The sequence below is a fragment of the Arthrobacter sp. 05T442 genome (assembly GCF_056395945.1).
This window is the reverse complement of the sequence record NZ_JBFTKM010000005.1, coordinates 113,644-134,574: the sequence shown is the minus strand read 5'-3', so window position 1 is coordinate 134,574 and position 20,931 is coordinate 113,644. Positions and strand designations below refer to the sequence as shown.

Here is a 20,931-nt window from a genome sequence, read left to right as displayed (position 1 = left end):
GCAGCCCCCTGTTCTCCCACGCAGATTCATTGCCGGCCACGCAAAGGGGGCACCGTTGAAGTTCATCGGCGCTGGAGCCCGGCCGGGGCAACCCCAATTCCACCAGGATGCGGTCTTCACGATCCCCAACCTCCTGACCGTGGTGCGGTTCCTCGGCGTCCCCCTCTTCATCTGGCTTGTCCTCGCGCAGCAGCAATACGGCTTCGGGGCGCTGGTGCTGGCCGTCATGGCCAGCACCGACTGGGTGGACGGCTACATTGCGCGACGCTTCAACCAGATGTCCAACCTTGGCCGGGTCATGGACCCCATTGCCGACCGGCTTTCCCTGATTGCCGTAGCGGTCACGCTTGCCATCGCCGGCATCGTCCAATGGTGGTATCTGGCCGCACTCCTGCTCCCTGACGCGGTCTTGCTCACGGTGACCCTGTTCTACTTCGGCAGCCACCCTGACCTGCCGGTGAGCCGCATCGGGAAGATCCGGACCGGGCTGCTGCTCGTCGGAACTCCGCTGCTGGTGCTTTCCAAAATGCCAGTCCCCGCTGCGGACGTTTACGCCACCGTCGCGTGGATCTTCCTGGGCCTGGGACTGGCGGGGCACTGGATCGCGGCCTACAACTACTTCTGGGCGATCATCCGCAAGGGCAAGACGGGCAAAGCGCACGACGGCGGCCCGCGCTGATGGTCTGGCTCGCGGTCCTGCTGGCAGTGGCCGGCGCCTTCTTCCTGGCCTTCGGCGCCCAGCGCCAGGGGAGCGCGGTCAAGGCCGATACCGGCGGGCTGGCGCTCAGCACCCATGGGTTCCTGCGCCTGCTTCGGACACCCCGCTGGGTCTTCGGGCTGCTGCTGCTGTGCGTCGGCATGGCGATGAATGCGATCGCCCTTGTCACGGCCCCGCTCACCGTGGTCCAGCCGATCGGGGCGATCGCCCTCGTGATCACCACGGTGGTCAACACCAAAGACCAGGGCCTGAGCATGAACCGGGCGACAGTGGTGGCGATCTCGGCGTGCGTCACCGGTTCCGCCCTGTTTGTTGTGCTGGCCGTCAACGTGACGCAGGAGAACCACCACGTCAGTTCCACGGACGAGCTGACCATTGTTCTCCTGCTGGCCCTGGCCGTGGGTCTCTTCGGGACGCTCGCCCTGTTGTTCAAACACCGCATGAGCGCCTTCATCTTCATCCTCGGCGCCGGCGTGCTCTTTGGCTTCGTGGCCGTTCTGACCCGCATCATCGGCAAACACCTGCTGGACCCTAACGGACTGTTCCTGCTGAATGTCCAGTGGTACTCCGTCGTCGCGATTGCGGCCGCGGGCGGACTGGGATCATGGTTTGTCCAGAACGCCTACTCCAACGGGCCGCCGGACCTGGTAATCGCGGGATTGACCGTCGTCGACCCGATCGTGGGCATCGCAATCGGGATTGCGATCCTCGGCGAGCTGCGGCCCGATGTGCACGCCGTGATGGCAATTGCCATGGGGACGGCCGCATCCCTTGCTATCGTGGGAGTGATCGCCCTCTCCAGGCACCACCCCGAGGTCACCAAGCGCAAGAAAGACGCGCGGAAGGCCGCGGGCAGGTCCTAGGGCGTCAGTTAAGACCTCAGCAGTAGGCCCGGCACGCCTGCGCCGACGGCCAGCCGGCCACCACAGACCCAGCTGCCCGCACCGTGACCACCAGGAGCCCTCCACGTGACCATGCCCGATAGCAAGCATCCGCTGACCATCTTGATTGCCGCGGAAACGTACCCGCCCAACGTCAACGGCGCTGCCATGTTCGGATACCGCCTCGCCAAGGGCATGACTGCCCGCGGACACAACGTGCATGTCCTCGCCTGCCGCCCGGGCAAGGGCCCCAGCTTCAGCGACTTCAGCGACGAAGGCACCGTCCACCGGATCCGCTCACACTCAGTGCCGACCCACGAATACTTCCGGATCACTTTTCCCTGGGAGATCAAAAAGGAAATCAGCCTGCTGTTCGACAAGATCCAGCCTGACGTGGTCCACATTCAGAGCCACTACATGATCGGCGAGCACGTGCTGTACGAGGCCGTGAAGCGCGGCATCCGGGTCGTGGCCACCAACCACTTCATGCCGGAGAACCTGAACCCGTTCCTGCCCTTCCCGCAGTGGTTCAAGGACATCGTGGGGCGCATTTCCTGGAAGGACATGGGCAAGGTCATGGGCCAGGCCGACGTCGTGACGACGCCCACGCCGCTGGCGGCCAAAGCCATGCACGACCACGCCTTCCTGCGCAAGGTCCTGCCGCTCTCCAACGGCATCGACGCCGCCGCCTACGAGCCCGAGCCGGGAGAGACGGTGGAGCGGCATGGCAGCCCCACGGTCCTCTTTGTGGGCCGGCTCGCCGAGGAAAAGCACATCGACGTGCTGATCGACGCCGTTGCCAAGACTCCCGCAGAGCTGGATATTCACCTGGAGATCGTTGGTGGCGGGGAAGTCCGGCGGTCCCTCGAGGCCCAAGTTGCCCGGCTCGGGCTGCAGGACCGGGTCAAGTTCCTTGGCCTGGCGAGCGACGCCGAACTCCGTAGGGCCTACATCGCTGCCGACGTGTTCTGCATGCCCGGCACGGCAGAGCTCCAGTCGCTCGTGACACTGGAGGCGATGTCCGCGTCCACGCCCGTGCTGCTGGCAGACGCCATGGCCCTGCCGCACCTCGTGCGCGACGGCGAGAATGGCTTCCTGTTCACCCCTAACGACAGTGACGACCTGGCAGCCAAGCTGGTCCGGGTGCTCACGCTTCCGGCCGACGAGCTTGCGGCCATGGGGAAGACCAGCCGGGGCATGGTGGAGAACCACAGCATCGAACGCACCCTCCAGACGTTCGAGGACATTTACCGCGGCGCCAGCTACGACGACCTGGTCGTCTAGCCGCGCCGCGCTCTGCATGGCCGTGTGCACGGCGCGGACGACTACTATTGCTAGAGTGATTTTGCCCGGAACCAGTCCGGCCCCTGCGGGCCGATCCGGATTCCGGGCGCGGGGGGCTATAGCTCAGCTGGTTAGAGCGCGGGACTCATAATCCTAAGGTCCTCGGTTCAAGTCCGAGTAGCCCTACACGAAAAGAGCCCCTGACCTGCGGAAACGCGGATCAGGGGCTCTTCGCTTTTGAAGTTCTCAGGTAGGCATCCACCGGAAACCCACCGTAATCACTTTCCGGGCGGCGGTCACGGCTCCGACACATTGGCGCCGAACGCCTCGAGCAGCACGGTGTTGTCAGGAGCCTCGTGGGTCCTCTGGACGTAATGCTTCGCGGTGACGTTCTCGCTGGAGTGGCCGAGCTGGGCGGAGGCGACGGCCATACCCGAGGAGGCTTCCAGCAGGGTCCCCACGGTCTTCCGGAACGTGTGTGGTGTGACCCACTGGAAGCCGAGCTCGTCCCGCGCTGAGCGCCATTGCTTGCGGAAGTTGTTCGGATCCCGCAGCGAGCCGACGGCGGACGGGAACACGACGTCCCACGGATTGGCCGCCAGCTGGCCTACCTGCCGCCTCAGGAGCATTTCCACGGCGAAGGGTGGCAGGAAGTACCTTTGCCGTGAATGGGCGCTCTTAGGGTGGTCCTGAATGGTCAGCCCATGGCCCTGCCCCATGTAGACGATCGTCCCGTTGACGGTGACCGTCGGGCGCTCGGACTTCAGGTCGATGTCCTTCCATCGGATGGCCAGGGCCTCGCCGATGCGCGCACCGGTAGCGAGCATGATGTCGACGACGTCGAGCATGTCCACAGTTGGGTAGCGGCCGGCCTGCTTTTTGTTCTTCTCCCACTGCCGGAGCCCTGCACGCAGCGCGCCGACCTCGGACACGGTCAGGGCCCGGACCTCCTTGTGGTTGGTCGGGATCGTGGCGACGTCGCGGAGCGGGTTCCCGTCGAGGGCGCCGTGCCTGGCTGCGAGGCCCAGCATGCCGGACAGGACCGTCTTGCAGAGCTTGGCCGTGGCGTTGCCGTGCTTGGTCCTCATGGTCTTCAGGAAGCGGTCCAGGGTGGACACGGTGGCTTCCCGGATCCGGAGGCCGCCCACGCCGGGGGAGACGTAGTTGTCCAGGATGTCCTTATACCGGCGGCGGGTGTTCAGCGCCCGGCCGGTGTCCTCGAACTCAGCCCACCAGATGACGGCCAGCTTTATGATGCGCATGTCGCCAGTGATGTCTTCGCCGGCGGGCATGGCACGGTCCGTCAGCGCTGCGATCAGGAGCCGCTCGGCCTTCCCACCCTTGTCAGCTTTGGACGTCGCCACGGCCCGGGCCTCCACCTTCCGGGTGATGCCGTCGAAGTCCCGGAACCGGGCCATCGCACGCCAAACCCCGGGGGTGACCTCATCCCGGCTGATCTTCCCCCAGGTGCCGATCTGCAGCGGCGGCCTAGGCATCGGCCGACTCATCCTCATCGGCGCCTTGTTCCAAACGCAGGAGCCGAGTGGTGTTGGCGGCAATGTCCTCAATCTTCTTGAGGTCCTCTTTCAAAGCACCCGCAATGGCCGGCATGGCCTGAAGGTTGGTGCGGAGCTTTGAGTACATCCGGCGCAGCTGCTCGTCGTTGATCCCGCTGGCGTCGAGTGTGCTTGTGAAGTCCGGAGTGGAAATGAACGCATCGCTGATCATGATCGGCTCCGAATCGGGGCTCTCGAAAAGGTACTGGATCCGGCATTTCAGAACGTGGGCAAGGACCACGATTTCGGCGGCGATGAATTGGCGTTTTCCGCGCTCGGCAGCCGACACGGTTTGAGGTATCCACTTCGTTCCAAGCCTCACGCCGACCTCTTCGCCCAACTCTGCTTGGGAGATGCCCAGGCCCTCCCTGAGCCTCTTTACGTTGTCTCCGATGACTTGCTCGATTGGCTTGGCCATTGCTCTCCTTGATGTAGGTCTGTGGCTTTAGTCAGTATGTCGGAAAAGATGGAGCTTGACAACCGGTGAATAAATGGGCAAGCTAAAGCCATGACTTGATTGGAAGCCAAATTCAAGCTGTGGAACTACAAGGAGGATTCGTGAAATTGACAGTAAGCGCTGACCGGCAGGCCTCGGCACAAGAATGGCTGTCCCCCGCTGAGCTGGCACAGGAACTGCGCATCCCGCTCGCCACCATCTATGTGTGGAGGTCTCGGCATAAAGGGCCTCGCGGCCACAAGATCGGCAGCCACGTCCGCTACTCACGTACCGACATCGCCGAGTGGCTGAACACACTGGCAGACCCAAGGGATGCGGCCTGACCGTGCCGGCAGCAGTAGCCGGCAGAAACAAAAAAGGGAGCCAGCGGTAACTGGCTCCCAGAAATCAACACCACCGACACCACGAAGGAAGTACAGATTATGAGCACCACGATAACAGACACCCTCCCCACCCGCCCCACCGTTCGCGACTTCCACCGCCTCGGCGCCATCGTCTCCCTGGCCCGCGGCCGCACCCGCCCAGACGCCCCGTGGGCGCCCGACGCTGTCGCCGAACAGCTGTGGAACAGCAAGGAGCTCCTGCCCTTCCACAGCCTGGCCATCCACGCCATCGCCGTAGCCAAGGATCCCCGCTACAAGGGCGTCGGAGTCATCCACCACGCGGCCGCCGGAAAGATCGAACTGTGAGTACCGTCCAGCAGTTCACCTACGACGCCCAGGAAGTCCGGACCATCGAACTGGACGGTGAGCCATGGTTCATCGCGGCCGACGTCGCCGGGATCCTCGACTACCGCATGGCGTCCGACATGACGCGGCGCCTGGACGCTGACGATAAGGGGTACGCGAAAGTGCGTACCCCCGGTGGAGATCAGGACCTCGTCGTCATCTCCGAAGCCGGCCTCTATGACTCGATCTTCCGCAGCAACTCCGAAGGCGCCAAGCCGTTCCGACGCTGGGTGACCGGCACTGTCCTGCCAACCATCCGCAAAACAGGATCGTTCCACTCCGCACCCACCGAGGCTCCGGCCCTGCCCACCAGCTTCGCCGACGCCCTCCGCCAGCTCGCGGATACCTTCGAGCAGCTCGAAGCCGTAGCACCCAAGGCCGAAGCCTATGACGCGCTGATGGACGCCAGCGGCCTCTATTCCATGCAGGCCGCCGCCAAGGCCCTCGGGTACGGGCAGAACGTCCTCTTCCGGGATCTGCGCCGGCTGGGCATCCTGCAGGGCAACAACCTCCCGTACCAGCGCTACATGCATCACTTCGAGGTCAAGCTCGGCAGCTACAAAAACCGGGCCGGTGAGACGGTCCCTACGGCAACGACGATGGTCCGGCCGGCTGGGCTGGACTTCCTCCGCCGGAAGCTCTCCCAGGCGGCGGAAGAGGCAGCAGTGCCCGCTGGCAGCCTGGTCCGGAGCGGAGGCCCCACTGATGATCACTGAAGCCGACCTTGCCGCCGCGTGGGCATCTGGTTACTGGCACGGGACCAGACACGAGGGCCCGCTGAATGACGCCGCGGTTGCCGCCAAGAATCCCTACGTGGTCCAAGGCATCACGCCGGTGAAGGCCGGCAGGGCTGCCCTCGAAACTGATAAGTCGCATGGCACCTGCGCTGACGACCAGAGCTAACGAAAGGAAGTGCACCCCTTGGACCAGGACCGCGAATTCACCCGCGAGCCCATCGGGCGTTTTGAGTGGGAACGCATCCTGCGCCGGATTCAGGTCAGCGCGCCGAGCGTGAAGCTTCTCGGGTTCACGATGGCCAGCTACGCCGCGGCCGACGGCGGCCGGGTGCGTCCAGGTCAGAGCCGCCTCGCAGCGGTCATGGGGGCCAGCATCAGCACCGTGCGTCGAGGGCAGTCGGAGCTCGAGGACATGGGGATGCTGGAAATGGTGGCCAAGGGCCGATCCTTCGGCCGCGGCCACGCGGGTGCCTTCGCCAGCGAGTACCGGCTGACCGTCCCGTCCGACCTGCTGGAACGTGTCCCCATGCTTGATCCGGATGAACAGAACTACGTGGCACCCGTGACCGGTGCTTCCGGGAACAACCGTGCACCGGTGACACCTGCTTCAGCGGAACTACCGGTCATATCAGCAGAACTACCGGTCACCAGTGAAGAACTACCGGTCATATGGGCAAAAGAACCGGTCACCCATGAGCGCCCAACACAACATGAACACCACAACAAAGACCACATCAAAGAACATCAATCACTCTCCGTCGCCCAAGCTAACGCGCAAGCGCGAGAACAGAAGCAGGGAGAGATAGAAATTGATCTCCCTTCGGAAGCTCCGCCGTTGTCCAAAGCTGTCCTTGCCAAGCAGCTCGGCGAAGACTTCAACGCCTGGTACGCCATCTATCCCAAGCGTGAGGGCAGGGGAGCGGCAGTCAACGCCTACACACGGGCGCGCAAGAAAGCTTCCGCGCAAGAACTCATCGCAGGCGCAAAGAGCTACACGGAGCGCCGCAAGGGCGAAGATCCGAAGTTCACCAAGGCCCCGGCAACCTGGCTCAACCAAGAATGCTGGACCGACGAAACAGCCCCTGCTGCCTCCCTTGGGCCATGGTCCAAAGACTTCCACCAGAACGGCCGCCTGACGACGTCGCAGAAGATGGCCAACACCCTCGCTGCCGGTCAACGCTTGCAGGCCCAGCACGACGCCCGCGCCATCGTCCCGCGCCAATACCAGTGGTGCAACCCGCCCGGCGAACTCGAAGCCCCAGAAGAGGAGCAGACAGCATGACCACCGAACCGCCAACAGAGCCATGCTGCCTCCCCAACGAGATCCTCACCAACATGGCCGGACTCAGCTGGACCATCGAAACAACCCACCACATCAACTGCCCCAACCAACAGGAGACCACCAAATGACCATGGCACCCCACTACTTCACCGCGATCGGCACAGACCACGCACCCCAAGACGCAACCGACCCGTCCTACGAATACGCCGGGCTCCTCGCCGCCGCCGTCGCCGCCACCTCCAACGACGTCGAGACCATGAAAGCCACCATCTGGGCCAGCACAGTCACCCTCGCAGCCACAGGAGTCGATCCCGAACACATCATCGGAACACTGGCCGCAGCCCTGGCCATCTTCGCCGTCGAAATCTTCAACCCCGCCGTCGACATCGTCGAAGAACTCAGCCCCGGACTCGACTACCGCGAAGCCATCGGCCGCGCATCAGGCCCGGAAACCGCCAACACCCCCAAGGAGGACTAATGCCCCGCCGCACCCACCCCGCCACCCGCACCCAAACACGGCAGCCGCAGCCAGCACCCGAGACCCCAGCCCTCAGCTACGAAAACATGGCCCGCGACCTCGTCGACCGAGGCCTCGCAACAAGCGCAATCCTCGACCACCGCCAAGCTGCCCTCATGAAGCCCGGCGAAGGGGCGTGACCTCATGAAGAGCCAGTGCATTGCGAAGGCGAAGGGCACGGGGGAGCGGTGCCGGCGCTCGCCGATTGCTGGAGGGACGGTCTGCCGGGTGCACGGCGGAGCTGCCCCAGCGGTGAAGGCGAAGGCCTTGCAACGGCAGGCCCTCCAGTCGGTCACCGCTGATGCCCGGGCCATCCTGGCAGTCGAGGACGTGGAGCCGTTGGGGGATCCGGTGCTTGTCTTGGCCGGTCTCGCTGCCCGACTCTCCGCCACCGAACGGGCGCTGGCTGCCCGTGTGAACGCCTTGGACAGGCTGAGCTACACATCAGTGATGGGAACTGAGCAGCTGCGCTCAGAGGTGGCCCTGTGGGGTCAGTGGCATGACCGGTTGGTGAAGACGCTGGAGATCCTAGGCAAGCTCGGTTTGGACGAGCGCCGCGTTCGCATCACCCAGCTTCAGGCTATGCAGTTGGTCGACATTGTTAAGGCCACCCTGGACGCTCTCGAGTTGTCTCCGGATCAGCGGAAGAAAGCTGACTCGGTTCTCCATGCGGAGCTCTTGAAGGCTTCTAAGGAAGACGAGATGAGCGGGGGATCCTGATATGAGCTACAACCCGCGCCGGCCGCTACTCGGTGCGCACATCAGCGGACCCAGTGCCCAGATCCTAACGTCGATGTTGAAGCGGGCCGAGGTCGAGCGGCGCTCAGTCGGTCTGCCTGCAGCGGTGCGGACGAAACTCCTGGACGACTGGGACGCGATGGCAGAAGCTGCCCGGCTCTACCGTGAGCGCTGCGAGGAGCACCAGACCGTGGCGAAGGTGGATAGCTTGCCGTCGCGGGCCGTCGCGGACCGTGTGGGGGAAGCAACGGACCCGGTGCTATGGCCAGTGAGCATGGTGGCAATTGTCATCGGCCGCACCGAGAGTCGAGTAAGGCAGATGCTCAGATCCGGGGAGCTTGAGGGCGTCAAGGTTCATGACCGGTGGATGGTCACGGAGGACAGCGTCGGCGACTACGGCATCCGACGATTGATGGCCTTCCAAGCTGCCTGATAAGAGAACATTCGCAGGCCGCCGCCGCGCACATCCGCTACAGGAGGCCTATCGAGGGCTCTCCGGAGCCTGCTGCCGCTCGCTCATCCACCGTTTACCCACCATTATCCCCAGCATTTCCGCCCCCGGAAGCGCGGAAACCGTCAGGCGGCCGTCCTTGTGAAACTTGGAATGTCCCACTGTGGATCTCCTGAAACGAGTGATCTGAGCCGGATTGGCGCCGCTCCGAAACGGGGAGGCGCAGCATCAGATCACTCACAGGGCCGCCGGTCGACTACCCTTCCCGGCCGGCGGCCCACAGGAACCACACCAGCCAGGAGGCATAGAACATGACCAGCAACAAAGCGACCAGCAGCCTCAGCCAGGCCGAACAGACCGCCCGCGAATCCGTCCGGCGCGCCTTTCGCGGTGAAAGCGAACGCGGCGCCCAGACCGGACAGGGCGACCTCGAGCGCCTCGCCAGCGAATCGGTGGCCCGGGCCTTCGGCCGCGAACCCAAGCGCCACGTCGCCGAGGGCGAGTTGCCCATCCAGAAGCGTGACTTCGACGCCGTGTCCATCTGGGTTGCCACGGAAGCCGCAGCGACAGCCACCCGGGCACTGGCCCAGGCATTGATGCGTGCAGACGCCAGCAAGGGCATCTACGCCGCCGAGGCCGAAGCCGCGCAAATCGCCGAAGAAGCGTACACCGAGGCGGCCAAACGCAGCCCCTACGAAGTGGAACGCCAAGAGACCATCGCCCGCCTCGCCACAAAACTCACCGAGCAGTTCAGCCGCTCAGCCGAGCATCGGGCACAGAAGGCCGTCAAACCAGCCCCGCAGCGACGACCCGCTGCGGCCCAGGAGCAGCGTGAATCTTCCGGCCAGCGGATGCGTGTGGAGCTCCGAGAAGTGGCCACACACAGCATCCGCGTCATCAACTAGCGACCCCCACCTTTCCAAGGAGAACCCAGCATGCCCATTTTCACCACGTCAGTCGACCAGGCCGCAGCGGCCGTCACCAAGGCCCACGCCGTCGTTGAGGAGTGGCAGGCGAAGGCGAGTGCGGCCCGTGCCGAAGCCGCCCGCTTGGACGCCGAGTCAGGAGCCATGATCCTCGCCGATGAAGCGGCTGCCGAACGGATCTCGCTCAGCGTCCAGACGCTGGAGCGCAAGGCCCGCGCCTACGATCAGGCCACGGCCGAAGCTCTGCGCAAGCTCAAAACCGCGCAGCGTGATGCCCTCGAAGCGGAAGCTCGGGACGAAGACAAGCAGGCGGCGGCAGCGCGCCGCCGCCTGGATGCGCACGAGACGAAGGTCAAGGCGCTGCTCCGCCAGCTCAAGGACCTGAATGGCGCCGACTACGTGCCCGAAAGCCTGACGAACTCGGTAACCGGCATGGATTCCAGCATGCGGCAACCGACCCGGTCCGGGGCAATGTATTCGGAGGTGCATGCCCACGAGGTGCGCGCCGCTGCCATCCGCTATTTCTGCGCAACCGGCCAGGTCCCCACCGACTACGTCGAGCTGAACAACGAACTGGGAACCGGTTTCCCAACGTTCGGCCAGAACCTCTCCGAGATGGCCTTGCCGGCCAGCATCTACGCCGCCCGGGACGCCGGCCTGACCTTCCAGGAGGCGTAGAACATGACCTCCCTTGACGAGGCCTTCCACGCGGCAGCTGTGGCGCTCGAGGAAGACCTCCGCAAAATTGATGCCGGCGAAGAGCACGCGAGCCCATTCAAGCGGGCCCTCATCGCAGGCGCAATTCGTGCATGGAAGCTGCCATCGGAGCACGAATCCGGTGGGTTTTCGGTGGATGAGGAAGCTCACAGCAGCACCGCCGAACCCACATGCCATAGGGATCAAGGAACGACGACGGATGAACCCGAGAATCTCGGCTTAGCAGTCGCAGAAATCATGGCATTTGACGGCGGCTCACCGACCGCTCTATTCACAACAGGACTGACAATCGATGGAGGTAAGCCGTAATGGCCAACAGGATCCAGCTCCGCCGCGGCACGGCCGCGAATTGGGCATCATTCAACCCGGTGCTCGCCCAGGGCGAGCCGGGCATTGAGTCGGACACCGGCAAGCAGAAGTTCGGCAACGGGACGACCGCGTGGGCGTCCCTGCCGTACGCCTCGGCCGGGCCGCAGGGTCCAGCCGGAGCAGCTGGCGCCGCGGGGGTAGCCGATGACGCCTCCGTGAAGACCCTCGTCACGACCCCGGGCAGCCAAACCGCGACGGCACTTAATGCCACTTATGTACCGCAGTGGAAGCCGAACACGGCCTACGCGGCAGGGCAGGCTGTCCTCAATCCGACTGGCGATGTCGTCACCGCCATCGCAGCACACACCTCCGGCGCTACTCACACCCCTGCCAACTGGAACATCTCAACCACTTACGACGCGGACAGCCACAAACTCTCACCGCTCGCCCGTCTCTACAAGGCGACGGCGGGGCAGTTCCGTATCGGCTCCTACGGCATGTCCATCTCAAGCTTTGTCGGCTCCCTACTCTTGGTACTTCCCGAACACTTGAAAACCCTGTACGGCGAAGTCGGAGAGTACCGGCAACTCGGCGGCGGGCTTGGCGGCAGTTTCACCGCCGCACTCAACGGATGGGAGAAGCAGCCGTTCGGCGGCCCGTCCTACGTCCGCGCACGCGGCAAGAGCACCAGCACGACGCTGACATTCTTTGGCTACGGTGACACTGTAAGGCTCTACTTCTCGGTGGAGGCTGACGCCGCGGCCGCGAACATCAGTATCGACGGAGTCGTGGTTGGCACGACCCCCGCGGCAGGATCACAGGCATACCGGCAGCGCCAGACGTTCACCGTCACGGCGGGGCACCACAAGGTTGAAATTGCCGCACCCGCCTCGGGATACGCGTACTTCGAGGAAATCGAAATAAGCGACTCCACCCGCCCCGGAGTGCAGTTCTTCAACTACACCTACGGCGGCAGCAAGCTCGTTGACATGGTGAACCTCGTCGCCCCAACCGGGGCGCAGGTCGCCGGCATCCCGATCAGCGGCAACAATGGCATCGCTTCGCACTTCGACCGTGACGACCTAGACCTGATCTTCGTCGGCCAGGACGTGAATGACGCAGGTTCCGGTATGTGGCCTGCACCATTCAAGACCGTCATCGACCAAGCGGTCACCTACGGCCGCACACGAGGCATCCCCGTCGTGTTGCAGTCAGCTATGGCCGGGCACTACGCCAACCCCGCCGAAACCGCCAACTATGCACAGTACGCGGCGATCAGAACCTACTACATGCAGCTCGCCGCCCAGAACAACCACGTCACCCACATCGACTGGCATGGTGCCACGGCAATGAGCGACATCAACGCCTACGCCGCCCGCTACTACCCCGGCGTGACCATCACAAACCAGGCGACGGGTGCGTTCAGCGACACAGGGGGTACAGGCTTCATCCACCCGACGAACACGCCCGGCTTCCCCCCAGGCATCAACCTTGCAGCGAAGAAACTGGGCGTGCCGGTGCCGCTATTCAGCGACGTGGCTGTGCTGATTTCGGACCGCATCCGCCGACGCCCGCTGTTCCCTGCCAATCCGCTGGTCCTCACGAAAACGGCTCGGCGCGTGACTGACGGCTACACGATTGCATCGTCTACCAGCACTATCACCACCACGGCGGCCGCGCACTTCCTCAAAGTTGGGGATGCAATCAGCTTCCCCTCCAACGTACCAACGACACCGGCGCTCACGGGAGCAACCCTCTTCTATGTGCAGTCCGTCCCCGCGATAAACCAGTTCACACTCTCCACGACGCCCGGTGGAGCTCTACTCACGCTACCCAGCAACGTCACATCAGGCGGCCCGATCTGGGGTCACATGACGAGACGGTACAGCGCGCCGGCAGGCGGTACGCTCCAGAACTACGGGGCAGGTACCAACGGGATCGTGACCGCATACTTCCGGGACCCAACGATTGCGAACGGGGCAAAATCGGCCCAAGACGCTATCGACGCGTCCGCCACATCGGACCAGTACGGCCCGTACCAGGCGTGGAGCAATAACAACATATACGCGGATATTTTCGGACTCGCGGACGGAACCCCCAGCGCATTCACCATCCGCGCCTCGGGAGCCATATCATTTCGGGCACAGTCCCCGATTCAGATGCTCTCCGTCAACGGGACACCGATGCTGGCTGATACTGCCGGTACGCAATGGAACTTTGGTTACACATCGGCAGGTAATGAGCCGGTAGTGGTGACCGTGCTCATCGCCCGCACCGGGACCGGATCGGCGTACCTCACGGTCTCCGGGTCCAAGGTGTACGAAGTCTCGGCAGTTCACGGTTCCGCGCCGATCCTCACCAACGGATAAGGGCTTCTTTCGACCGGTTAAGTTCCCCAACTGAAACGCCCCGTCCTCTTCGGAGGGCGGGGCGTATCGTCCGGTGCCGGGAACCGGTGGCTAAGTCGTGGTGGGATCGTTGTGAAGGATCGCGGAACGCGCACCCAAGCGCTTTCGCAGGGACGTCCGAATAGTGGCCAAGACGGAAGCGTATTCAACAATCGTGATTTGCGGAGCCCGTTCCGCTGCATCCGCCAGGGCTATGAGCTCCTGGATCTCGCGTTCAGTTGGCTGTGGCCCTCTGGACCGCCGCCTGTCATTGCCTGTTCGTTCCATCGGCCGAGAATACGACCTAGGAGGAAGCGTCACACGAGTGGTGACTACCGGTTTTCCCCGGGCTAACCACTCGCTTACTGACAGGCAACGCCGGGCCCATCGAATCAGGGGAGTGCCCGCCTGCCGACCTCAGAATGGACAGTTAGCAGAGCCTCCCGCGGGAGGCTAATTTCCCTTCGGCGGGACAAATCTCCGGACAGGCCCGCATGGCTCTCCGCGGTGCGACGTCCACGATATAAGTAGCTGCGGGGAGCCTCGGCGGATCCCCATGAACGTTTCGGTTTCCCCGACGTCGAGTGATGTCGGGAGTGCGGACTGAGCCAGCTGGAATGCTTCCAGCTCGATCTCGAGGTCCCTGGCCGGGGCGTTTCCAACGTTCTTGATGGACCACATGTCACCGGATTCCCATCGGACCTCAAATTCTGCGGCTTTGGACGCCTCAGCATCGGCGGCCTTCCGCCTTCTATCGAGCAGCACGGCGCCCTGGCCTCCTCCGAAACCAAGTCCCGCGGCAAGCAACAGCTTTCCGACTTCCCAAATCCAATCCATCCCCGGAGCCTACCGTTTCCGCCCCCGGAAGCGCGGAAACCGGATCCTCGAGCGGACGGGCAAAGTGGAATGAAGAACCTCCACACCAAGGACGGCCCCATGACCAGCTCAGCCATAGACATCGTGGGAGTGCGCGAACTCGCCACTACCTTCGGCAACGGCGCCAAAGAAATCGGCAATCTCGCCCAAGCCGTTATCCGTAAGACCGCGCTCGACATCGAACACGACGCCAAGGCCTTCGTGCCGGTAGATACCGGCAACCTCAAGTCCAGCATCGGGCATTCCGACCTTCGACGCGTCGGCACCTCCGGCACCCTCCAGGCCGAAGTCGGGCCGACGGCAAATTATGGGGTGTTCGTAGAGCTGGGGACTTCAACGCAGGCCCCGCAAGCGTTCATGGGGCCCGCGCTGGATAGGAACGGCCCGGCCTTCGTTGCGGCCATGGAACAAATCGTTGAAAGGGCCACGCAGGCATGAGCCTCACACGAGACATCACCGTCCGTATCAAGGCGGAAATCGCCGACTTCCAAAGGCAAATGGCCCAAGCGGAGACAGCCACAACGGCACTGGGCCAGGCGGCGCGCACCGCAGGGCAGACAACGTCCACGGCGATGACGCAGACGCAGGCTTCGGCCGCCGCAGCACGGGCTGCCCTGAACGATGCCGGGAAGGCCGCGCAGGACGCCGCCAAGGGCTTCGGGCTTTCCTACAACTCCGCCGGGCAGCTGACCGACGAGTTCGGGAACATGGTCACCGAGGCTCACGCGGCGGAGCTGGGACTTGTGACCGCATCGGATGCGACCCGGGAGTTCGCCGCCCAGCAGACCCACGCCGCCGCCGTTTCGGCTGAAGCGACCACGAACATGGGCCGCCTCGCCGCCTCGGCACGGGACCACAGTGAAGCGTGGTCCACCGCCGGGACGACCCTGCTGGGCTTCGGCGCGGCCGTCGTCGCCGGGGTCGGGCTGTCGATCGCCAAGTACGCCGAGTTCGACAAGGCCATGTCCGAGGTCAAGGCCGCCACCCACGAGACCGCCGGGAACATGGACCTCCTGCGCGAAGCCGCGATCAAGGCCGGCGCGGACACCTCCTACTCGGCCACCGAAGCGGCCAACGCAATCAGTGAACTGTCCAAGGCCGGCGTCTCGACCAAGGACATCCTCGCCGGCGGGCTGTCCGGCGCCCTGTCCCTGGCCGCTGCCGGGTCCCTCGAGGTCGCCGACGCCGCGGAACTCGCCGCGACCGCCATGACCCAGTTCAAACTCTCCGGCGACCAGATCCCCCACGTCGCTGACCTGCTCTCCGCCGGTGCGGGCAAAGCACAGGGCTCCGTTGAGGACCTCGGCATGGCCCTGAAGCAGGGCGGCCTCGTCGCCGCCTCCACCGGGCTCTCCATCGAGGAGACCACCGGCGGCCTCGCCGCGTTCGCCTCCGCAGGGCTCATCGGTGCGGATGCGGGCACGTCCTTCAAGACCATGCTGCAGGCCCTCACGCCGAACTCTGTGGCCGCGAAGAACGAAATGGACAAGCTGGGCATCTCCGCCTACGACAGCCAGGGCAAGTTCGTTGGCCTGTCCAAGTTCGCCGGAATCCTGCAGACCTCCATGAAGGGCCTCACCGACGAACAGCGCTCCGCGAGTGAGAAGATCATCTTCGGCTCCGACGCCGTCCGTGCCGCAACCGTCCTCTACGATCAGGGCGCGGACGGGATCCAGAAGTGGACCGACGCGGTCAACGACACCGGCTACGCCGCCGCGACGGCCTCCATCAAGCAGGACAACCTTGCCGGGGACATCGAGAAGCTCGGCGGGTCCTTCGATACGGTCCTGATCCAAGGCGGCGGCGGGGCCGCTACCGCGCTGCGCGGGCTCACCCAGGGCGCAACGGACCTGATCAACGCCCTCGGTTCAGTCAAGCCGGAGATCCTCTCCACCGGCGTCGGAATGGCCGGCATGGTCGGCGGGGTCGCCTTGCTGGCCGGCGGGTTCTTGACCATGCTCCCCAAGGTTATGGCGGCCCGGGAAGCGTTCCGGACACTGCAATCCACCAATTCCGGACTTGCTTCCGGGCTCGGGAAGGTCGGGAAGGCCGCCGGTGTCGCCGCAATCGCCATGACAGCGCTCAGCGTCATCGGTGCCATTTTCACGGAGAAGAAGACCAAAACCGCCGAGGAATACGCAAACGCGATCATGAAGGTCTCCGCGGCGGGGCACACCGCCAAGGCCTCGGATCTCGATTCAGTATTTCAAGGCTTCGACAACGCGTTCGGGAGCAGCAGCGTCGACAAGGTGAACGGCATGGCTGATGCGATCGGTCGACTCACAAACCACAGCTGGGAAAAGGACGTGAACCAGTTCTTCGACGGCTTCACTGGCATGTTCGGGGTGAAGAGCGATCTCGGCCAACTTGACGATCGGCTGAAGGGTCTCGGAGAAACCCTCGGGGACATCACGTCCAACGGCGGTGCCGCTTCGGCGGCGAAGTCCTTCAACCTGCTCACCACGGAGTTTGAGAATAACGGTAAAGGCGCCCAGGACGCGCTCGACAAAATGCCGGGCTACCGTGACGCCCTCCTGAAGGTAGGGCAGGCCGCCGGGATCGCACTGGAGCCTGAGGAGTTGCTGGACCTGGCACAGGGCAAGATCCCCACCCGGCTGGCCGCCGCCCAGACGGCTTCCGAAGGCGCCGCGAAGGCTACCGAGCAGCAGGCCAAGCTCACCGAGGAAGCGGCCAAGGCCCTCGACAAGATGGGTATCGCCGCCGACGGCACGGTCCTGTCTCTCGGCAAGCTGCTCGATGCCATGTTCGCATCAGGCCTCGCGCAGCTGTCCGTGAACGAGGCGGGCATCAAGTGGCAGGAATCCCTCGAGGGACTGGACGCGTCCATTGCCAAGTACGGGCTGACACTGGACATCACAACGGAGGGCGGCAAAGCCAACCAGCGGGCCCTCGATGGGATGGCCCAGGCCGGCATCAACAACGCCAAGGCAATGGCCACCAACGGCGCGTCCCAGGCGGACCTCCAGGGCAACTTGAAGGGCTCCTACGATGCGCTGATCGCTGCAGAGGGCAAGTTCCATATCACTGGCAAGGCTGCGGATGACATGGCACGGAACGTCCTCGGCATCCCCAAGGACGTGCCCATCGAAACGTCGATCCAGAACTTCGCGGACACTATGGCCAAGGCTGAAGCGGTAAAGCAGGGCATCCAGAACATCCCGAAATACACGCCCATCACGGTCGAAATCTTCGAGAAGACTTGGGCGACCCGGTACAGCAACTCCATCGAAGGCCCGAACCACGTCTCGAACGGTCCCGGCGGCTCCGGCGGCACCACCGAGTACACCGGAGGCATCGTCGGGTTCGCCGGCGGCGGCAAAGTGCCCGGCACACCCCCGGCCAGCCAGTTCATCGACAACATCCGGGCCCAGACCCAGTCCGGGCGGCCGTACTCGATCCGGTCCGGTGAGTGGATCATCAACGAGCCGCAGTCCAAGGCGAACGACAAGTGGCTGCGCGCCATCAACGACGGGCTGAACCTGGACAACGTCTTCGGCTCCCAGGGCTACACGGCCCCGTCGAAGTCCATGGCGGGCGGGTACGGGCAGAACCAGTCCTTCAGCGGTTTCGGCGGACAGGCAGGCATGGCAGCCGCTGCAGCCCCGGCGCCAGCTGTGTACGTACAGAACCCCTTCACAGGTGAGTATCTGTTGGCCCGTGCAGCGTCGGTTGCCGATGGGCGCGTCGCCGCGGCAGACAGCCAGTCGCAGTACCGTCGTGCAGGAAGGTGATGCCTGGTCGGTATGGCAGGTTTGCCCCACCGCTTACCCACCGGAAACCCTGACAAATCGTGACTATTGGTGCAATAGGGGATCAGGTCAGTGAGCCATTCTGCCCCGGAATCTAGGCATTGATGAGACCCACCGAATACTGACGAAAAACGGCATCTGCTAATCCTAAGGTCCTCGGTTCAAGTCCGAGTAGCCCTACATTCGCGGAGGCCCCGGGGCCGGATCCGCAGCCACGGAAGCCGGGCCGGCGTTCGACGTCGGCCCGGCTCCTTTTCATTGCCAGGCTCCTTCCCACAGCCCCGATCTCTTGGCGCAGGCTTGTCCGCCCTCTTCTGCGGTCGGCCGGACGCCCGTGTCCGCCGTGCTCGGCCGGCCGCCTCCCCTCCATCCAGCCCGGTCTTGCCCGCGCGTGCAGTCGCGGAATTCACTTGCGGGCACGGCTGGCCTGCGATATGTTACTCATGAGTAACATAAGCTCGGCGCAACGTCCGCGTCTTTTGGTCGCCGCTGATCACACGTGAAGGAACCTCATGTCCAAAGCTGCAGTCGACATCAACAATCTCCCCTACGCCGATGGCGACTTCTTTGCGTTCGAGCAGCTGCTCAGCGGCAAGGAACAGGACCGGCTGGCGGAAGTGCGGGAGTTCCTTGCCCGCGAGGTCAAGCCGATCGCCGTCGACTGCTGGAACCGCGGGGAATTCCCGATGGAGCTGATCCCCAAGCTTGCCGAAATAGATCTGGTCAGCCCGGTCAAGAGGCAGGGCTACTCGAACCTCTTCGCCGGAATCCTGCACGCCGAAGCCACCCGGGCAGACACGTCCATCGCCACGTTCATGGGCGTCCACGACGGACTTTTCACGGGCTCGATCGAGGCCCTCGCCTCACAGGAACAGCAGGACGCCTGGCTGCCGGATATCTACTCGCTCAAGAAGATCGGCGCCTTCGGCCTCACCGAACCCCTTGGCGGCTCCGACGTCGCCGGCGGCACCCGGACCACAGCGCGGCGCGAAGGCGGCAACTGGATTCTCAACGGTGCCAAGCGCTGGATCGGCAATGCGACCTTCTCCGACTGGGTAGTCATCTTTGCGCGGGACGTTGCCGACAACCAGGTCAAGGGCTTCCTGGTGGACACCAAGACGGAGGGTTATGGCGCCACAAAGATTGAGAACAAGATCTCCCTCCGTACCGTGCAGAATGCCGATATCACGCTCGAAAACGTCGTGGTGCCCGACTTCTTCAAGCTCGCGCACGCCAACAGCTTCCGCGACACAAATAAGGTCCTCAAGGTCACCCGTCTCTCGGTCGCCTGGCAGGCCGTCGGTCAGCAGCTGGCAGCTTTCGACGTCGCGCGCCGCTACGCTGTGGAGCGCAGCCAGTTCGGACGCCCCATCGCCTCCTTCCAGTTGGTCCAGCACCAGCTGGTCCAGATTCTCGGCAACGCCGTCAGCTCCATGGGCATGATGGTCCGCCTCTCCCAGCTGGAGGACGCGGGCGAGGCCAAGGACGAGCAGTCCGCGCTGGCCAAGGCGTTCACAACGGCGCGCATGCGCGAGAGTGTCGCGATGGGCCGCAGCATCCTTGGCGGCAACGGGATTGTGACCGACTACGAGATGGCCAAGGTATTTGCCGACGCCGAAGCCATCTACTCCTACGAGGGCACGCACGAGATCAACACGCTCGTCACCGGCCGGGCCATCACGGGTATCTCCGCAATCGTCTAGGCCTGCCTAACGACGCAGCGGTCCTTCATCCGGCTCGTCCCCTGCCCAAACCCTCTATCCCGGGGCGGGATCCACCGGAGGAAGCAGGATCGAGGGCCGCAGGTCTGACACGAAGCCCAGCGGATTGACGTACTCCTCGCCGCGCCGGACGCCCCAGTGGATGCAGGGCAGAGTCCCGCAGTGGCCGGGCAGGGAGTGCCCCAAAACGTCTCCCTTCGCCACGGCAGTCCCGGGCGCCAGGATACTTTCCACGGGCTCGAAGCTACTTCTGAGGCCGTCTCCGTGGTCGATGGTGATGACCGGCCGGCCCACCACGACACCGACGAACGTGACGGTGCCGGACGCCGGCGAGAGCACCGGCGCGCCGTCGTACGCCGCCCCGAGGTCCACGCCGCGGTGTCCGCTCAGCCAGGGCTTGGCCGGAGGCACGAAAGGGCGCAGCACTGCTGGTCGGGGCTCCAGCGGCCACCTCCAGGCGGTGCCGGCCGGTGCGGTCCGTGGCGCCGCGGATGGTTGGCGGCCTGGCGGGGTGGACTCCGCTCCGGCCGCCGCCACGGCGCCCGCACCCGCCGTTGCGGGACCAAGCGCCATAAGCATCGCCACAAGGACCGCCGGGGTATTCATGCGCCCAGTTTGCCGCGGAGCGGGGCCGGGCGGAACTGCGTTCTCCGGCTATGTGGACAAACCGGGCCGGCGGAGAATGCACCGCCAGCCGCGCCCCTCGACGTAAACCCAAACAGGCCCCCAAACGGGCCTCCAAACAGGCCCCCGCCGGCGCCGGAAACGGTCCGTCCAGGCAGGACCCCTGTAGTACACTAGGTGGAGCAGTTTGCTGTGCCCTCATGCTTATTCAAGCCGGCACGCCTCATTCAGGAGTGCGGGGGACCAGCGGCT

General features: G+C 64.3%; 24 protein-coding genes and 1 tRNA gene. 21 read left to right on the top strand and 4 right to left on the bottom strand.

Annotation, left to right across the window (positions count from 1 at the left end):
* Positions 1-55: 55 nt before the first annotated feature.
* The 4 genes from AC1DES_RS07825 (at position 56) to AC1DES_RS07810 (ending at position 3,069) form a co-directional block, all read left to right on the top strand.
* Complete coding sequence (locus AC1DES_RS07825; protein WP_476895135.1) at positions 56-679, top strand: CDP-alcohol phosphatidyltransferase family protein; 624 nt, start codon at positions 56-58, stop codon at positions 677-679.
* Positions 679-1,581: a DMT family transporter gene (locus AC1DES_RS07820; protein WP_476895134.1), complete on the top strand. Its 903-nt coding sequence runs from the start codon at positions 679-681 to the stop codon at positions 1,579-1,581. The genes AC1DES_RS07825 and AC1DES_RS07820 overlap by 1 nt, the downstream gene beginning before the upstream one ends.
* Before the next feature lie 111 nt (positions 1,582-1,692).
* Complete coding sequence (locus AC1DES_RS07815) at positions 1,693-2,883, top strand: glycosyltransferase (RefSeq protein WP_476895182.1); 1,191 nt, start codon at positions 1,693-1,695, stop codon at positions 2,881-2,883.
* 112 nt (positions 2,884-2,995) lie between these two features.
* Positions 2,996-3,069: transfer RNA gene (locus AC1DES_RS07810), tRNA-Ile, on the top strand.
* A gap of 110 nt (positions 3,070-3,179) precedes the next feature.
* Here AC1DES_RS07810 and AC1DES_RS07805 read toward each other — a convergent pair.
* Positions 3,180-4,379, bottom strand: a complete 1,200-nt coding sequence (locus AC1DES_RS07805; protein WP_476895133.1) for a tyrosine-type recombinase/integrase — start codon at positions 4,377-4,379, stop codon at positions 3,180-3,182.
* A complete protein-coding gene (locus AC1DES_RS07800; protein WP_476895132.1) occupies positions 4,372-4,857 on the bottom strand; it encodes a helix-turn-helix transcriptional regulator in 486 nt (161 codons plus the stop codon). The genes AC1DES_RS07805 and AC1DES_RS07800 overlap by 8 nt, the downstream gene beginning before the upstream one ends.
* A gap of 140 nt (positions 4,858-4,997) precedes the next feature.
* Between AC1DES_RS07800 and AC1DES_RS07795 the strand changes: the two genes are divergently transcribed.
* The 14 genes from AC1DES_RS07795 to AC1DES_RS07730 all read left to right on the top strand — a co-directional run bounded on the left by AC1DES_RS07795 (position 4,998) and on the right by AC1DES_RS07730 (position 13,670).
* Complete coding sequence (locus tag AC1DES_RS07795) at positions 4,998-5,219, top strand: helix-turn-helix domain-containing protein (protein WP_476895131.1); 222 nt, start codon at positions 4,998-5,000, stop codon at positions 5,217-5,219.
* A gap of 99 nt (positions 5,220-5,318) precedes the next feature.
* Positions 5,319-5,585 (top strand): hypothetical protein, encoded by a 267-nt coding sequence (locus AC1DES_RS07790; protein ID WP_476895130.1) that lies wholly within the window; start codon positions 5,319-5,321, stop codon positions 5,583-5,585.
* Complete coding sequence (locus AC1DES_RS07785) at positions 5,582-6,340, top strand: phage antirepressor (RefSeq protein WP_476895129.1); 759 nt, start codon at positions 5,582-5,584, stop codon at positions 6,338-6,340. Before AC1DES_RS07790 ends, AC1DES_RS07785 begins: the two co-directional genes overlap by 4 nt.
* The gene (locus AC1DES_RS07780; protein ID WP_476895128.1) at positions 6,330-6,527 is read left to right on the top strand and encodes a hypothetical protein; all 198 of its coding nucleotides are present in this window, start codon (positions 6,330-6,332) and stop codon (positions 6,525-6,527) included. The genes AC1DES_RS07785 and AC1DES_RS07780 overlap by 11 nt, the downstream gene beginning before the upstream one ends.
* An 18-nt stretch (positions 6,528-6,545) precedes the next feature.
* Positions 6,546-7,643 carry a hypothetical protein gene (locus AC1DES_RS07775; RefSeq protein WP_476895127.1) on the top strand — a complete coding sequence of 366 codons (1,098 nt, stop codon included), beginning with the start codon at positions 6,546-6,548 and terminating at the stop codon, positions 7,641-7,643.
* Positions 7,640-7,771, top strand: a complete 132-nt coding sequence (locus AC1DES_RS07770) for a hypothetical protein (protein ID WP_476895126.1) — start codon at positions 7,640-7,642, stop codon at positions 7,769-7,771. The genes AC1DES_RS07775 and AC1DES_RS07770 overlap by 4 nt, the downstream gene beginning before the upstream one ends.
* Complete coding sequence (locus AC1DES_RS07765) at positions 7,768-8,121, top strand: hypothetical protein (RefSeq protein WP_476895125.1); 354 nt, start codon at positions 7,768-7,770, stop codon at positions 8,119-8,121. Before AC1DES_RS07770 ends, AC1DES_RS07765 begins: the two co-directional genes overlap by 4 nt.
* Positions 8,121-8,300, top strand: a complete 180-nt coding sequence (locus AC1DES_RS07760; protein ID WP_476895124.1) for a hypothetical protein — start codon at positions 8,121-8,123, stop codon at positions 8,298-8,300. Before AC1DES_RS07765 ends, AC1DES_RS07760 begins: the two co-directional genes overlap by 1 nt.
* A gap of 127 nt (positions 8,301-8,427) precedes the next feature.
* On the top strand, positions 8,428-8,880 hold the full coding sequence (locus AC1DES_RS07755; protein WP_476895123.1) for a hypothetical protein: 453 nt from the start codon (positions 8,428-8,430) through the stop codon (positions 8,878-8,880).
* Position 8,881: 1 nt separating this feature from the next.
* Positions 8,882-9,331 (top strand): hypothetical protein, encoded by a 450-nt coding sequence (locus tag AC1DES_RS07750; RefSeq protein ID WP_476895122.1) that lies wholly within the window; start codon positions 8,882-8,884, stop codon positions 9,329-9,331.
* 329 nt (positions 9,332-9,660) lie between these two features.
* A complete protein-coding gene (locus AC1DES_RS07745; RefSeq protein WP_476895121.1) occupies positions 9,661-10,254 on the top strand; it encodes a hypothetical protein in 594 nt (197 codons plus the stop codon).
* Between the two features lie 30 nt (positions 10,255-10,284).
* The gene (locus AC1DES_RS07740; protein ID WP_476895120.1) at positions 10,285-10,953 is read left to right on the top strand and encodes a hypothetical protein; all 669 of its coding nucleotides are present in this window, start codon (positions 10,285-10,287) and stop codon (positions 10,951-10,953) included.
* Positions 10,954-10,956: 3 nt separating this feature from the next.
* Positions 10,957-11,301: a hypothetical protein gene (locus tag AC1DES_RS07735; RefSeq protein ID WP_476895119.1), complete on the top strand. Its 345-nt coding sequence runs from the start codon at positions 10,957-10,959 to the stop codon at positions 11,299-11,301.
* Entirely contained in the window at positions 11,301-13,670 is a 2,370-nt protein-coding gene (locus tag AC1DES_RS07730; protein WP_476895118.1) for a hyaluronate lyase N-terminal domain-containing protein, read from the top strand. Before AC1DES_RS07735 ends, AC1DES_RS07730 begins: the two co-directional genes overlap by 1 nt.
* Before the next feature lie 471 nt (positions 13,671-14,141).
* On the opposite strand, the gene AC1DES_RS07725 is transcribed toward AC1DES_RS07730, so the two are convergent.
* Positions 14,142-14,525, bottom strand: a complete 384-nt coding sequence (locus tag AC1DES_RS07725; RefSeq protein ID WP_476895117.1) for a hypothetical protein — start codon at positions 14,523-14,525, stop codon at positions 14,142-14,144.
* Positions 14,526-14,624: 99 nt separating this feature from the next.
* On the opposite strand from AC1DES_RS07725, the gene AC1DES_RS07720 reads away from it, so the two are divergent.
* From AC1DES_RS07720 to AC1DES_RS07710, 3 genes are all read left to right on the top strand, one after another.
* A complete protein-coding gene (locus AC1DES_RS07720) occupies positions 14,625-15,002 on the top strand; it encodes an HK97-gp10 family putative phage morphogenesis protein (RefSeq protein ID WP_476895116.1) in 378 nt (125 codons plus the stop codon).
* Positions 14,999-18,316, top strand: coding sequence for a phage tail tape measure protein (locus AC1DES_RS07715; protein WP_476895115.1), 3,318 nt, complete (start codon positions 14,999-15,001; stop codon positions 18,314-18,316). Before AC1DES_RS07720 ends, AC1DES_RS07715 begins: the two co-directional genes overlap by 4 nt.
* A gap of 530 nt (positions 18,317-18,846) precedes the next feature.
* Entirely contained in the window at positions 18,847-20,037 is a 1,191-nt protein-coding gene (locus tag AC1DES_RS07710) for an acyl-CoA dehydrogenase family protein (RefSeq protein WP_476895114.1), read from the top strand.
* 54 nt (positions 20,038-20,091) lie between these two features.
* On the opposite strand, the gene AC1DES_RS07705 is transcribed toward AC1DES_RS07710, so the two are convergent.
* Positions 20,092-20,661 (bottom strand): M23 family metallopeptidase, encoded by a 570-nt coding sequence (locus AC1DES_RS07705; RefSeq protein ID WP_476895113.1) that lies wholly within the window; start codon positions 20,659-20,661, stop codon positions 20,092-20,094.
* Positions 20,662-20,931: the final 270 nt, after the last annotated feature.